12 protein-coding genes and 3 tRNA genes are annotated in these 13,086 nt (G+C 45.8%); 6 read left to right on the top strand and 9 right to left on the bottom strand.

Going from position 1 to position 13,086, the window contains the following annotated elements; genetic code table 11:
* Nucleotides 1-241: 241 nt before the first annotated feature.
* Nucleotides 242-313: transfer RNA gene (locus JGK07_RS28530), tRNA-Gly, on the bottom strand.
* Between the two features lie 220 nt (nt 314-533).
* On the opposite strand from JGK07_RS28530, the gene JGK07_RS28525 reads away from it, so the two are divergent.
* From JGK07_RS28525 to JGK07_RS28505, 5 genes are all read left to right on the top strand, one after another.
* Nucleotides 534-674, top strand: coding sequence for a hypothetical protein (locus JGK07_RS28525; protein ID WP_293185447.1), 141 nt, complete (start codon nt 534-536; stop codon nt 672-674).
* Between the two features lie 161 nt (nt 675-835).
* Nucleotides 836-1,297, top strand: coding sequence for a hypothetical protein (locus tag JGK07_RS28520; protein ID WP_293185448.1), 462 nt, complete (start codon nt 836-838; stop codon nt 1,295-1,297).
* Between the two features lie 296 nt (nt 1,298-1,593).
* The gene (locus JGK07_RS28515; RefSeq protein WP_293192609.1) at nt 1,594-3,414 is read left to right on the top strand and encodes an ABC transporter ATP-binding protein; all 1,821 of its coding nucleotides are present in this window, start codon (nt 1,594-1,596) and stop codon (nt 3,412-3,414) included.
* A 348-nt stretch (nt 3,415-3,762) separates the two neighbouring features.
* Nucleotides 3,763-3,847 (top strand) — tRNA-Tyr (locus JGK07_RS28510).
* A gap of 64 nt (nt 3,848-3,911) precedes the next feature.
* A tRNA-Thr gene (locus JGK07_RS28505) sits at nt 3,912-3,983 on the top strand.
* 648 nt (nt 3,984-4,631) lie between these two features.
* On the opposite strand, the gene JGK07_RS28500 is transcribed toward JGK07_RS28505, so the two are convergent.
* Together JGK07_RS28500 and JGK07_RS28495 are read right to left on the bottom strand one after the other, a co-directional pair.
* Nucleotides 4,632-6,068 carry a hypothetical protein gene (locus JGK07_RS28500; protein ID WP_293185451.1) on the bottom strand — a complete coding sequence of 479 codons (1,437 nt, stop codon included), beginning with the start codon at nt 6,066-6,068 and terminating at the stop codon, nt 4,632-4,634.
* Nucleotides 6,069-6,302: 234 nt separating this feature from the next.
* Nucleotides 6,303-7,196, bottom strand: coding sequence for a peptidoglycan DD-metalloendopeptidase family protein (locus JGK07_RS28495; protein WP_293207308.1), 894 nt, complete (start codon nt 7,194-7,196; stop codon nt 6,303-6,305).
* Between the two features lie 320 nt (nt 7,197-7,516).
* Between JGK07_RS28495 and JGK07_RS28490 the strand changes: the two genes are divergently transcribed.
* Complete coding sequence (locus JGK07_RS28490; protein ID WP_293220276.1) at nt 7,517-8,734, top strand: HhoA/HhoB/HtrA family serine endopeptidase; 1,218 nt, start codon at nt 7,517-7,519, stop codon at nt 8,732-8,734.
* Nucleotides 8,735-9,059: 325 nt separating this feature from the next.
* Here the strand turns inward: JGK07_RS28490 and JGK07_RS28485 are convergent, their stop codons facing one another.
* The 6 genes from JGK07_RS28485 to JGK07_RS28460 all read right to left on the bottom strand — a co-directional run bounded on the left by JGK07_RS28485 (nt 9,060) and on the right by JGK07_RS28460 (nt 13,065).
* Entirely contained in the window at nt 9,060-9,407 is a 348-nt protein-coding gene (locus JGK07_RS28485; protein WP_293185454.1) for a DUF760 domain-containing protein, read from the bottom strand.
* A 42-nt stretch (nt 9,408-9,449) separates the two neighbouring features.
* Nucleotides 9,450-9,965 (bottom strand): SMC-Scp complex subunit ScpB, encoded by a 516-nt coding sequence (gene scpB / locus JGK07_RS28480; protein ID WP_293185455.1) that lies wholly within the window; start codon nt 9,963-9,965, stop codon nt 9,450-9,452.
* A gap of 87 nt (nt 9,966-10,052) precedes the next feature.
* Nucleotides 10,053-10,904: an ABC transporter ATP-binding protein gene (locus JGK07_RS28475; RefSeq protein WP_293185456.1), complete on the bottom strand. Its 852-nt coding sequence runs from the start codon at nt 10,902-10,904 to the stop codon at nt 10,053-10,055.
* Between the two features lie 495 nt (nt 10,905-11,399).
* Nucleotides 11,400-12,074, bottom strand: a complete 675-nt coding sequence (locus JGK07_RS28470) for a hypothetical protein (protein WP_293243277.1) — start codon at nt 12,072-12,074, stop codon at nt 11,400-11,402.
* Nucleotides 12,075-12,076: 2 nt separating this feature from the next.
* A complete protein-coding gene (locus JGK07_RS28465; protein ID WP_293220273.1) occupies nt 12,077-12,748 on the bottom strand; it encodes a hypothetical protein in 672 nt (223 codons plus the stop codon).
* 65 nt (nt 12,749-12,813) lie between these two features.
* Entirely contained in the window at nt 12,814-13,065 is a 252-nt protein-coding gene (locus JGK07_RS28460; RefSeq protein WP_293185459.1) for a TIGR02450 family Trp-rich protein, read from the bottom strand.
* Nucleotides 13,066-13,086: the final 21 nt, after the last annotated feature.

The following is a 13,086-nucleotide window of genomic DNA, read 5'->3' as shown; positions in this document are numbered from 1 at the left end:
TGGTTTCACGTACTTTGCCATATTAGTATTATGGATCGCCATGTACGCATTGTCCAGTCTTGTCCAATAAATTAATGATTAGAGGCATACCGATCGCCCGCCCGATCGGCTATTGTGACTTGCCAGTTATCCAATCAATTTTACCACTAACTTAGGTGTTTTCAACAACCGTTAGGAGTATATGCGATATCTTCTCGCTATACTTTCCGGCTTAGTCTTCCTGGTTTTCTTGATTTTTAAAAGCGGGTGACGCGATTCGAACGCGCGACATTCACCTTGGCAAGGTGACGCTCTACCACTGAGCTACACCCGCATTTGCTGCGGTATTAATAATATTGCCTCACTGCTCGGAATTTGTCAAGTGTTTTTTGTAAGTTTTTTTCATAAACTCGCTGGGGCGCACCCGAATGCCTCACCCCGCCTGAAATTGCAGCAAGCAGATTGTTAAAAAAATCAGTAATTGCAGTGCTTTTGACCGCGATCCGCCGAGGGCAAAGCTACAATCAAGCTGCAATTGTGGGAGAACACTGCTCATGTCAGACTTAAATCGCGGAATCATGAAGTTCAAGGGAGCTGACAGCCCGATCGCGATCGCCATTTCAGCGATCGTCATTGCTGGAGGCATCGCCGTCTTAATCTGGTGGGCGCTGCAATCAGCCTACGCCTTCAGCTAACAGACTGCTCAAACCTAAAAATTAGAAAGCTTTTGTCAGAAGACAGAATTTAAGCAAATTCTGTCTTCTGTATTTTTTTGCCCTCAGATAGCACTTGCCAAACAGTTGTACGGTGCTTATCCTGGTCTTGATAACGGTTTCAAACTCGTAACTTAGTTAATATGCGATCGACTGTCTTAACCGTAGCTCTTCTGTGTTTAGCCACCCCTGCTTTTGCTACCACCTGCGAGGAAAGCTTCCAAAAAAAGGGAGACTTTTTCAATGGCGCTGCATTTTCTGCGCGCGTTCAGGTTGAAGGGTTAACGGTAGAAAAAGCATTTTCCCAATTGCGACCCATTTTAGCTCGCGAGGGCATCAAGACTGTTAGCACTGATGTAAGTATGGGTACCATGAAAGCGGAAAATCCCGCAACCGCATTTCAGCGTGCTTTGCCGATCGATGTATTTGCCTCACAGGATGGCAACCTGTTAAATGTAGAGATGATCTTTACCATTCCGAGTGGGGTGGGTGCAAGCAGGGATACCGTGAAAAAATACTTGTGTGGCGCCCTCAATCAATTACTGCCCAAAAGTACCAGTACAAGGACTTCTGCGACACTCCAACTAAGTTCAGCATTGGATTAATTCGATCGCTCTTCTTGAAACTATCTGCGTTAATCTGCGTTAGTCCGTGGTTTTCTGTTCCTGCATCAACGCTTAAAATATCATCGCGGGCGATCGATCTGCTTCATTCGATCGCCCCTTCCCCATAATATTTATCCCAAATCTGCGATCGCACTCCTAAACGAGCTGAGCTGCTTCAGATTTTCCCGATCGATTTCCCCGAATAATTACTTTTGTAGTATACTTGTAATTCAAGCGCCATCGCGCGCAGTTATCAGACTCAAGTGTTTGCAAGGGTTGTATCGCAACAGAAATTTATGGCAAGTTTTCGGGACATCCTTAAATACTACACCCGCTACAGTCAAATCTCAGTTCTCAGCATCGGTGCATCCAGCCTGTTTGCGATCGCGGATTTAGCTGTGCCCTACGCGATTGGGCAACTCTTAAATGTATTGTCCGATCGACCTCCAGATACAGTAACGCAAAAATCGATCGCAGCGATCGCCTCACTTACCCAGCAGTCACCCAGCAAGATATTATCGCTATCCGTCTTGCTGGGCTTGATTTTTGTGGTAACAGTCGTCAAAGCACCCATAGAACTTTGGATGGGAAATTGGTTCCATTGGGTAGTACCCTTGAGAGCAAGGCGGGATTGGATGAAAGGAGCGATCGGCAAAATGCTCACCTTACCCTTAGAATTCTACGACGAAAACAACGCCGGTCGGATTTCCAGTCGCATCGCCAAAGGCATCGCCAACCATACTTGGACATACCCAGAAATTGCCGCTGAATTCATCCCAGAAGTCGTCCGCTTAATCGGCATCTTTGCAGTTATTTGGTTAATTGAATGGCGCATCGGCTTATTAATTTCAATTTCCTTCGTATTTATCCTCAGTTTCACCCTCAAAGGCCTCCAAGGGCTGACTCGGCGCGAAGAAATTCTGGATGAATACATCGAAGATACCGAAAGTCGCAACTCAGAAATTATTACAAACATCAAAACAGTCAAAGCTTTTGCCACTGAAACAAACGAACTAAAAAAGCAAACAACCAGACTCGATCGCGAGTTGAAAGTTGTAATTCAACGCATTCACAAAGGATACGTCATCCTGGGGACATACCGACAAGCAATCGTCCAGCTTTGCCTGTTTTCAGTTCTCGGTTTTAGTCTAGCAGCAACAGTCGCAGGTAAAATATCTCTGGGATATTTTGTTACGGTTTACACCTTGGCAAGTATGGCCTATTCGCAACTGCGCCCGATTAGTATTATCGCCGAATTATTTGCCCGCCGCTATTCTTCAATGATCCGCTTCCATGAGTTTATGCAGTTACCAGACGGTATTGATGCGGTGAATTTAGCAACTGAAAATGCTGTATCTGCTTCGTCTTATAGATTTAGCGGGAAAATTGAGTTTTGCGGGCTGACATTCGGGTACGATCGCGAAAAGCCAGTTTTGCAGGATATCAATTTATTGATTCATCCCCGTCAAACCATAGCATTAGTCGGGCGATCGGGTTCCGGGAAATCAACATTAGTGAAACTGCTGTTTCGATATTTTGAGCCTAACTCCGGCCGCATTCTGATCGACGGCGAGGATATTTCCAGTTTAAATGTCACTGGCTACCGCAAGCGTTTAGCCATTGTCCACCAAGAAGTAGACGTGTTTAACGGTAGTTTGCTGGATAATTTGACATACGGCAACCCGAAAGCAACTTTCGCCCAGGTTGAAGAAGCTTGTCGCATCGCCAGAGTTGATGAGTTTGTGAACTTGTTGCCCCAAGGTTACTATACCGTTGTCGGGGAACGGGGAATGCGGTTATCTGGCGGTCAGCGACAGCGGTTAGGCATTGCTAGGGCGCTGTTAGTGGATCCGGACGTGTTAATCTTTGACGAAGCTACTTCTAGTTTGGATTATGAGTCAGAGCGATCGATCCAGCTAGCCATGCAGAACATCTTGGGTACGCGCACCACCATAATTATCGCCCACCGCCTGAGTACAATTCGCGAAGCCGATGCGATCGTCGTACTCGACGGCGGTAAAATCGTCGAAGTTGGCAGCCACGACGAACTCTTGAACCAAAAAGGCATTTACCGCCGCCTGCACTCCCTGCAAGAAACTGGCGAATTAGTAAATTAGGAATTCCCACTGAACCCAGACTTCCGGTGCTATAAGAATCCTAGACACACAGGTGGCCAGAAACCTGTTTTTTAGCAAAATATTCCTTGTAACCTGTTTCTTGTAAGGTTCGTAGTGCGGACTTCAGTCAGCTTTCCGTTCGTAGTGCGGACTTCAGTCCGCTTTCCGTTCGTAGTGCGGACTTCAGTCCGCTTTCCGGCGGAGGACTTACAGGCGCGAACTGTTTTTGTTATGGTAATCGATCGGACGCGACATGACTTATGTGTTCAGTCTTGAATGATTAGAGTTTTAAATGTCATGTTGCAAAAAAAGAAGAATCTGCTAGGATGTTTAACTGTGGGTACAAATGGGTCGGTGCCCGAGCGGTTAATGGGGGCGGACTGTAAATCCGCTGGCTACGCCTACGCTGGTTCAAATCCAGCCCGGCCCACCACAATTCACATAAAAGTTAAAAATCAACAATTAAATTTTTTAATGGGAAGTTTTTAATTTTTTACGCCCGTATAACTCAGTGGTAGAGTACCTCCTTGGTAAGGAGGAAGTCATGAGTTCAAATCTCATTACGGGCTTGGCTTTCTAAGACTTATGCCTTGACATTTTTAGAATATCAGCTAATCCCGATTAACGTTTTTCGATAATTTTGTTTATCAGTTTAACAAAAAAAAGCATAACTGCCCCTAATGTTAAGATTTATCAGAAAACTGGGTTGAAAACCCCGTCCTTTTAGGACAGCTTTAATTTCTAGGATCTATTCCTAAAAAATTGCGTAAACTAGAAAGAAGTATAGTATACTATAATAGTCAAGGTTAAACTCCTTTACCATCGTGAAACAGTTAAGACACACTTTTAGGTATAAACCGGGGGACGCAGAGCAGCGAAAACTCTTAAAACAGCTAAAGGGTCAACGCATCCTTTTTACCAGTAAAAACAAAGAACTTTCTTGATTTGTTAAGTAGGGTAGGGCATACCCAAACTCTAGGCTTGTATCCTAGTACGCTTTTGGAGATAGACCCTCTGGGGTTGCTGTGAGTTAGGCTCGTCAATTTGTACTATTGTACGGTTGAAAGGTTTAAGAACTGCCGCAAGGACATGGCGCTTAAAGGTCAGTCGATGAATTAAGAATCCCCACACCTTTAGGTTGGGGAGTGTCAAATCCCGTCTTCGTAGGTTGCCCCTAGGGTTTTTTATTTCATAGCGCCCAATAGCCGATGTAGAGGTTAGATGTCGGTTAACAGTTCGGTGATTTTGTCAGGGCTGACGCTGTAGATGCTAGCCGTATAAGCAATCATTTTAGCGTCAGCCCCTAGTTGTTTAAGCACCTTGATAGCAGAGTTTAGTGGAATAGCTTGGTTGTCTGACTTGGTTAGTAAGTCAATAGTGGTCTGGGTAGTCTGTCGTCTTTTATAAACTGTGTCATTCATTGTTGGGCTATGACCTAAGCTCATAGCGCGAGTTTCAAGACTTATCCCGCTCATCATTCCATTAAGATTACTCAGGTGTCGTAATGCGTGAGTCTGGGTAAACTTGCTCCAACTTTCTAAGCGGTCACGAGCCGATTTGTTGTATTTTCCGACTATTGTATTAGGGTTAGTTGAAACCAGGTTGAGTTCCGGCAGTTTGGCTGACTTGATTTCTAGTTGCTCTATCAAGTTAGCGTGAGTAGGGGGTAACAACGGAATAGTCAAGCGGTAGCCTGTTTTGGTTGTGGTATTCAGTGCAGTTTTATCCCCTACTACGGCAATCATTTTTGTGTTTATAGGGTCACTCAATGCGGGGATAGTAGCACCATCTTTGGTTTTAAACGGTTGGTTTACGTTCTGAATGGCAAACACTTCATGCACTCGCAGACCGTACACTATCTGCATTGAGAACACCCATAACCAAGCTTTTCGAGATTCTAAATGGTATCGCTTGTCATTGGCGGGAATATTTAGTACGTCGTTGCGTAGTTGCAAGAAATCCTCAATTGATACAGCTTGCAAGTCATCACGATAAATGGTTTGCTTGCCGTCAATATTGCTTAACTCCTCACGCAGTCGAGAGTCGCCAATAGTTTCGGCAAGTTTTTTCATCACGGACAAACAGGTCTGACGAGTTTTACTACCTGTTTTCTTGCTGTTAATAACTGACATTACGTCGGTGAGGTTTACTATTGTATCTTGCGGTAGCAGCTTGTAATATTGCCCGTATGCGTCATACCAGATAGATAGATGCGAAGCATTTTCTTTGTCTCGCTTCTGACGCTTTTTAGTGTATCCGTCCCAGTATCCGGCTTCTACTTTTGCGATCGCCTCACCAAACGTTATTAGGTCATTCCTGACGACGTTCTTTCCTAAGATTACATCGTCGTACCAACTCCAGAACTCTGTCTCGCTAGAAAGTGATTCTAGCGCGGTAGCGACTAGATGCGCTTTCTTCAGAGCGTCGGAGACACCCTGCATCGTCAGATTGCACCCACAGGACTTGTTGAATGGTTTGTCACCCAGTTTGAATTGGAGGGTGATGTAAGACCCCTTAGCTTTGCTATCTTTCTTCAACGCTACCACTTTGGGGCTTTCTTTTTGTGCCTCCTTCAGATAATCCAGAACCCGCTCATAGCCAATTAGGTAGTCTCCCCAGGTGCTAACGGTGACTGATTTAGATTTTTCGCTCATTTTTCGCTCATTTTTCGCTCGTTGAGTCTGCTTGTTGTCTACAGCTTACAGCGAAGAACTCGTTTTTCAATCAGATGCGGAAACAAGTCTTCTGAGATGAGCGATATATGGGCTGGAATGTCGTAAACTCATTAATTAAGTGAGGGGGTGCAATTCAAATCTCGCCAAGGGCTGGGAGTAAATTATCTCATAAAAAAAATATATGTGGTTGAATTGCGTGTTCAACCACCAATTCTATTTTTTAAGAGTAGCTTGCAAATAAACCAACGGATCTTCAGCTACCCAACCCGAACCCGAATTGTACCGAACTTCAAAATGCAAGTGAGATTGCGGAATATCCCGTTTTCCCGTCATCCCCACACTTCCCAAAACTTCTCCAAACTGAACTTTTTGACCGACTTTCACCGCAATATCTCTTACATGAGCGTAGCGCGTTTGCTTCCCCGCTTGATGGTTCACGACAACTAAATTCCCGTAATCTCCCTGCGGCCCGGCAAAGGCGACAGTCCCTCCGCCCGCCGCCAAAACCTGCGTACCCTCCGCCGCCAAAAAATCTACGCCGCTGTGGAAAAAAAACTCACGACGTACCGGATGCCACTGCCGCCCGAAACGCAAACCTTCCACCGCTGGGGCGGGGAGCGGGAAGCCTTGCACCAACGATGTTGCATCGGGATTTACCGAAGGTGCGATCGACCTATTCACCTTTGGCACAAACACCGTTTGTCCCAAAGACCTGCACCCATTCGCCTCAAATAGCAAATCTGCGGGGACTTGATAAACTTGGGCCAATTTTTGCCAATTCCAGCCCGCAGGCACTTCTACGAGCCTGCCATCGTAGGGAGGAATGACGATCGCACTTCCGGCACTAACTCGACCTCCCCGCAACATCGGATTTATCCCAATCAGCGCCGCTGTTGGCACATTGTACTGTCGCGCTATACTTTCTACCGTTTCGCCCTGGAGAGCGATGTGGCGGCGCGATCGAGCCAAAGCCGCCCCCAGGCAATCGCGGGCGGGGTTGGGGGTTTCTAAAGGTGCGCCGGGAGGAAGATTTGCCGCCGTTTTTTCAACAGGGGCGATCGAGCAAATCAGTGCAGAAATGACCCAAAATAGGCGTTTAGAACTCATTGCGTACAGAAAAAAGTATTCATTTCGGACAATTGACAATTTTTTAGCCGAGTGAAAAGGCTTATTTGAAAACTCCAGCCGTACCCCAGACTGTAAATCCCAGGCTAAGCCAAGTTACGATGAGAAGAATTATTAGTTTTTGTCGTTTTTGGCAAATCAGGCAATTTTTGCCCGTGATGCCCCTGTTGTGCCTGCTTGCTAACAGCTATGTTCTTGAGGAAGTGGTACGCCCCGCCCCGCTTCCTTCCCGTCGCCAAGACAAAAATGCTTAATGCCGAACGTGTCTGCGGGGATGAGGTATTCAGCGGGAGTTGTTAAATATGAGTTTATCTTTTAAGCAGTTGACCCTTTATGTCACTTTGCTGTCTGTTGGGGGAGGCATCGGATGGTTGGGGAATCGCTATCTACAAGGCTCAAACAATCCAGAAACCGGATCAGTTTTGCCCGTGGTGCGCCAGCAAATCCCCTCCTATGTGTCTCCTCCTGTTCAGGAAAATCGCCCAGTCGATCGCAGCAATCCCAATTTTATTGCTGAAGCAGCCGAAAAAATCGGCCCTGCTGTAGTGCGGATTGACGCATCGACTAAGGTGACAAATCAAGTCCCCGAAGCTTTCAACAATCCTTTATTTCGCCGATTTTTTGGGGACAATTTGCCCAAGCCGGAAGAACGAACCAAGCGGGGTACCGGTTCGGGGTTTATTCTCACTGCTGACGGCCGCATTGTGACTAATGCTCACGTTGTCTCCGGGACGGATACTGTGAAGGTGACGCTCAAAGACGGCCGCGAGTTTGAGGGTAAAGTGCAGGGCGTCGATCCGCTGACGGATGTTGCTGTTGTGAAAATTAATGCCAAGGAACTCCCGCAGGTGACTTTGGGTCGATCGGACAATATTGTACCCGGACAGTGGGCGATCGCGATCGGCAATCCTTTAGGTCTCGACAATACCGTGACTGTGGGCATTATTAGCGCCACGGGTAGAACCAGTTCCCAAGTCGGCATCCCCGACAAACGAGTCCGGTTCATCCAAACCGACGCCGCCATCAACCCCGGTAATTCAGGCGGCCCGCTACTGAATGACCAAGGCGAAGTAATTGGCATCAATACCGCCATTCGCGCCGACGCTCAAGGCTTGGGATTTGCAATTCCGATCGAAACCGCCAAACGAGTGTCAGATCAGTTATTCGCCAAAGGTAAAGCAGAACATCCCTATCTCGGCATTCAAATGCTCAGCTTGACTCCCGCCACCAAGGCAGAAGTCAACAAACAACTCGATAATAAAATTACGATCGATCGAGGCGTAGCCGTGACGAGAGTCGTGGAAAATTCCCCTGCCAAACAAGCCGACTTGCGCGCTGGAGATGTCATCCAAAAAATTGACGGAATTGCCGTCAACACTCCCGGGGACGTACAAGAACGGGTGGAAAACACTGCTGTGGGCAAAGAACTCGAAGTGGAAATTAACCGTTTCGGTCAAGTTCAGAAAATTAAAGTACGTCCGGGTGCTTTTCCCATATCGGGGAGTCCCACCGGTGGTTAAGGATCGCGAATTTAATAATTTACACATATTTGTGGGATGGGCGTCCCGCCCGTCCAGAAAGGACGGGCGGGACGCCCATCCCACAAGAACCATAAAAATTGTAAGTTATTTAATTCTCATTCCTAAGTTCAAGCGGTGGAGTTGAAAAATAAATCTGATGCTGGATAGTCCTAGACGCAGAAACCGGGTTTTGCCACCAAAATCCTCCGTGTATCGCGAGGAATATAGGATTAAAAACCCGGCTTCTTAATTCGCTGTCCGTCCAGGAATGTTTATTTTCTCAACAAGTTTCATCTTTCTGGCTTCCCCAAGCCGCCGCTCTTTGTTACTTTTCTTTGGTAGGGTTTGGTTGAATCGAACTCGTGCTTGCTAAATTTTCTTCTAGGTACATCCTCTGCTCCATTTGTCTCAGAAAATAGCCTGTCATCATCGCTGAAGCTAGCAAACCTGCTAAGTTTTCGCGGTCTGTGGTAATTTCGACGTTAAAATTCTCTGAAGGCAGGACGCCGACAAGTCCTTGAACGTTATGAGAGATAATTTCTCTGATTTCTGGGCTGGCGGACTTGGCGATGCGGGCTAGAACCTCCGGGGATTGGTGCTGGAGGTACTTCAGAAGTGGATTGACTGCGGTTTGTTGGGCATTGTTTTGGTCAAAGTCAGGGTGAAAAACCATTTGGCGATTCTTAATTTCTGGCTTGCTACATTCTACTTCAAACTACTCCTCATTGCTTGGGTACAAATTTGCCTGAAAGTCAAGTTGTAATTGTTTGGGCAATTGGTCTACTTGAAAATACCGGTGAAATTTTTCGGTAACTTGTAGCCAGTACGATCGCCCATCCGTTGGCTTTCGTTTCCGCACAAAACCCATTTCTACCAGTTCCTGCACTTGTTGGTAAGCCCCCGAACCCCGCAAATTAACTAAATCTGGCTGCGTGATGCCACCTTTGAGGGCGATCGCCGCCAGCGTCCGCAAAGCCCCAACACCTAATTCTGGGGGTATTAAAGTTTGCATTAAACTCGCAAACTCGTCTCTGAGTTGCAGGCTGTATCCTGTCGGAGTTTCGACGACTTCTAGGGCACTGTCGCGGTGGGAAGAGTCAGACATGAGCTCGATAATCGCATCTTCGGCTTCGGATCGATCGCACTTAGCAATCTCGGCAATCTCTACCAGCGACACCGGCTGACCTTTTAAATAAAGTATGGCTTCTATTGTTGTGGCTAAACGAGTCATTGGGGAATTTGTAATTAGAAATAGAGACGTTGAATTCAGAAGGATCGAGTTATCTAGGAAAACCGGAAAAAAGCAATTAGACATTAATCAATCTAACTGTCTGCCAGTCAGTTCTACAAAAATATCCTCTAAATTAGAAGGACGAACCATCATACCAGTCTTATCCTCTTTCGCATCCAGATAAAAATTCGCTTCTTCCAAAGTCGGGAAAAACTTGTAGTCCCAGCGATCGCCTATTTGCTTCATCACCAACCCTTGACCGTGTTCTTGCCGCAGTTGCGCTAGCGTTCCCAATTGAATCAACTTACCGCCGTCCATAATCCCGATGCGATCGCACAAATACTCTACCTCATCCATATAATGCGTCGTCAACAGCATAGTCATCCCCTGCTTGTTCAAATCTAGAATAATTTCCCACAACCTGCGCCGCGTTTGCGGGTCTAACCCTACAGTCGGTTCGTCCAAAAATAAGATTTCCGGTTCATGCAAAAGCGATCGGGCAATTTGCAACCTCCGCTTCATTCCACCCGACAAAGTTTTGACTAAATCATCCCGTCTTTCTGCTAATTCTACATATCCCAACCACTGTTTAATCAACTGTTGCCGTTTCGGGTTGGGGATGTGGTGCATCCGCCCGTGAAACTCCATATTTTCCCATACAGAAAGCTCATTATCAACGCTAGTTTGTTGTAGCACAACGCCGATGGACTGTTTAACTTGCAAGCTTTGACGCATCACGTCATATCCAGCTACCTGAATTTGACCGCTGCTGGGTTTAGTCAGCGTAGTCAGCATCCGAATTGTCGTCGATTTTCCGGCACCGTTGGGGCCCAGGAGACCGAACATTTCTCCGGCTTCAATCGTGAACGAAAGGTCATTGACAACAGGAATTTTGTTGTAGATTTTGCAGGCATTTTGCAGGGAAACAGCGGCAGTCATAGGTATTTTTGTATCAATTATTGCGATCGATCTCTTGTTTCTGGGCCAGAGTTTGCCTGGTCAATCAACCATAATACTTGTGGCGGGTTTACTAACAATCTCAGATTCACATCCACAATAATATCTATCAACCTGCCCCAACCAAACGACAAAATTTGATGGCGGGCAATTCAACAGACATGATATCATCTCTGGATGCAGCAACAAGTGCGATCGACTAAATTTTCTGGTAACACTCATCGTTAAAAATAGCATAAAAATTAGGTTTTTATGCTATTTTTAACGAAGAATCTTGTTAGGGCAACCAATCTGAGTCTCACCCTCAGGTATCAGGCTGATTTTTTTTATCAGAAAGAATTGGTTGAAAGCCTCTCCCCGATAAATTAAAATCAGACTATTCATTACTCCAATCCTCGGACTTCTAGGTAGAGGTCGCTCTCAAACTGTCAACTGTCAACTGTCAACTGTCAACTGTTGAACGCTGGCATTACCCGCTTATTGCGGTTGAGTTAAGTCAGGGGTCAGTTCCACGATCCGCTTGTCAAGTTGGCGCGCGACTGAACTCATTGTTATAGCGGGTTTCTTGCCATCAACATACAGAATCATCAGATAACTTCCTATTTTTCCCCGTCGAAATACCGCGATTTCGAGATTCATCGTCACACCTTGTATTTTTCCTTGATTTGTCCACCCACGCGATACCTCCCCAATCTTTTCTTCTAAAGTTAAATTAGTAAGATTAGTAAATTGATATTCATTCTTACCACTACTGTTTAAACCTTTGGAGAACTCTTTAGCAAAAACATCTTCACGCATATCTGCGTCAAATTTAGCTCGCTCGATCTGGTTGGTCAGTTTTTGTGTAAATCCTAGGATTATTTGAAAATGCTGATCGTCGTTTTTGTTATAACCAAACACACTTGCTGGTTTCAATATCTGGAGACCGCTGACCAGTTTTTGCATGGTCGCAGGTGGCATCTCTACAAAACCTGCGGGTAAGTCTTGTAAGGTCAGGAATAGGTTGGACAATTCCGGTGCGGGAGTTGGAATATCCGCAGATAGAGTATTGGGAAGAGAGCGAATTGGAATTGCGATCGACTCTTTGCCAAGCGCACTGGCCAATCCAGCACTAATGAGCAAACATACCAAGAACACAAGTTTTTTTTTCATTCTTATTGCGGTTGAGTTAAGTCAGGTTTCAGTTCCATGATGCGCTTGTCTAGTTGCCGCGCGGTCGAGCTACTTGTCATAGTGGGTTGTTTGCCGTCGAGATAGATAATTGCGACAAAACTTCCTATTTTTCCCCGCCGAAACAGCACGAGTTCGACATTGATGAGTAAACCTCGTATTTTTCCTTGACTTCTCCATCCACTCGATACATCGCCAATCTTATCTTCTAAACTTAAAGGCGTAGCATTAGCAAAATTAAATTCCTTGTTGCTACTGTTTAAACCTTTAGAGAACTCTTGTGCAACTTTCTCTTCACGGACTCCTGCATCAAATTGAGATCGATCGATTGCGTTGGGCAGTTGTGTTGTAAATCCCATGACTATTTGAAACTGCTGGTCATCACTCTTTTGATAGCCAAACACGCTTGCTGGTTTAAAGTCAGGCGTACCAGTGCCCATTCTTTTGAGACTCGCAGGTGGCATTTCTGTAAAACCTGCGGGCAAGTCTTGTAAAGTCAGGACTAAGCCGGACAAGTCTGCTGCGGGAGTTGGAATATCGGCAGACAGAGTATTGGGAAGAGAGCGAATTGGAATTGCGATCGACTTTCCGACAACTGCACCGCCCAATCCAGCACTAATTAGCAAACACACCAAGAACACAACTTTTTTTTTCATTACTTCACCCTCTTGCGATTACCATGACCAATCTCTAACTCACTCTACCCCCAAAACGCTATCTTTTACTCTACCGCTTCTAATTCCTCTAATTCTTGTGTAGACTGCCATCCAGCTTGCCAGAGCGATCGATCTTTGAGCTGTTTGGCGTTCAGCCAGAAACGGACATTTGGATCGCAAGCCGCCACCATTTCCGCAAAAACCCATTGACCTTCGTTTTTTCTGTTGACTACTTGAAAGTGCCGCCACCCCCAAGTTTTTTGGTGAGAAGTCCATCGGGAACCAACTAAATAAGGAAATTTTTGTTTTTTCGGCACAGTGTTTTTGTTGACAAATAT

It is taken from the genome of Microcoleus sp. PH2017_24_DOB_U_A (genome assembly GCF_020738205.1).
Classification (GTDB): Bacteria; Cyanobacteriota; Cyanobacteriia; order Cyanobacteriales; family Microcoleaceae; genus Microcoleus.
Note: the sequence above shows the minus strand (reverse complement) of the source record. Positions and strands in the feature narration are given on the sequence as shown.

What these genes read in the sequence shown, in the direction of transcription:
- JGK07_RS28525 (WP_293185447.1), top strand. Translation starts at nt 534, where the DNA reads ATGTCAGACTTAAATCGCGGAATCATGAAGTTCAAGGGAGCTGACAGC.
- JGK07_RS28490 (WP_293220276.1), top strand. Translation starts at nt 7,517, where the DNA reads ATGAGTTTATCTTTTAAGCAGTTGACCCTTTATGTCACTTTGCTGTCT.
- JGK07_RS28495 (WP_293207308.1), bottom strand. Translation starts at nt 7,196, where the DNA reads ATGAGTTCTAAACGCCTATTTTGGGTCATTTCTGCACTGATTTGCTCG.
- JGK07_RS28475 (WP_293185456.1), bottom strand. Translation starts at nt 10,904, where the DNA reads ATGACTGCCGCTGTTTCCCTGCAAAATGCCTGCAAAATCTACAACAAA.
- scpB (WP_293185455.1), bottom strand. Translation starts at nt 9,965, where the DNA reads ATGACTCGTTTAGCCACAACAATAGAAGCCATACTTTATTTAAAAGGT.
- JGK07_RS28500 (WP_293185451.1), bottom strand. Translation starts at nt 6,068, where the DNA reads ATGAGCGAAAAATCTAAATCAGTCACCGTTAGCACCTGGGGAGACTAC.
- JGK07_RS28520 (WP_293185448.1), top strand. Translation starts at nt 836, where the DNA reads ATGCGATCGACTGTCTTAACCGTAGCTCTTCTGTGTTTAGCCACCCCT.
- JGK07_RS28485 (WP_293185454.1), bottom strand. Translation starts at nt 9,407, where the DNA reads ATGGTTTTTCACCCTGACTTTGACCAAAACAATGCCCAACAAACCGCA.
- JGK07_RS28515 (WP_293192609.1), top strand. Translation starts at nt 1,594, where the DNA reads ATGGCAAGTTTTCGGGACATCCTTAAATACTACACCCGCTACAGTCAA.
- JGK07_RS28465 (WP_293220273.1), bottom strand. Translation starts at nt 12,748, where the DNA reads ATGAAAAAAAAAGTTGTGTTCTTGGTGTGTTTGCTAATTAGTGCTGGA.
- JGK07_RS28470 (WP_293243277.1), bottom strand. Translation starts at nt 12,074, where the DNA reads ATGAAAAAAAAACTTGTGTTCTTGGTATGTTTGCTCATTAGTGCTGGA.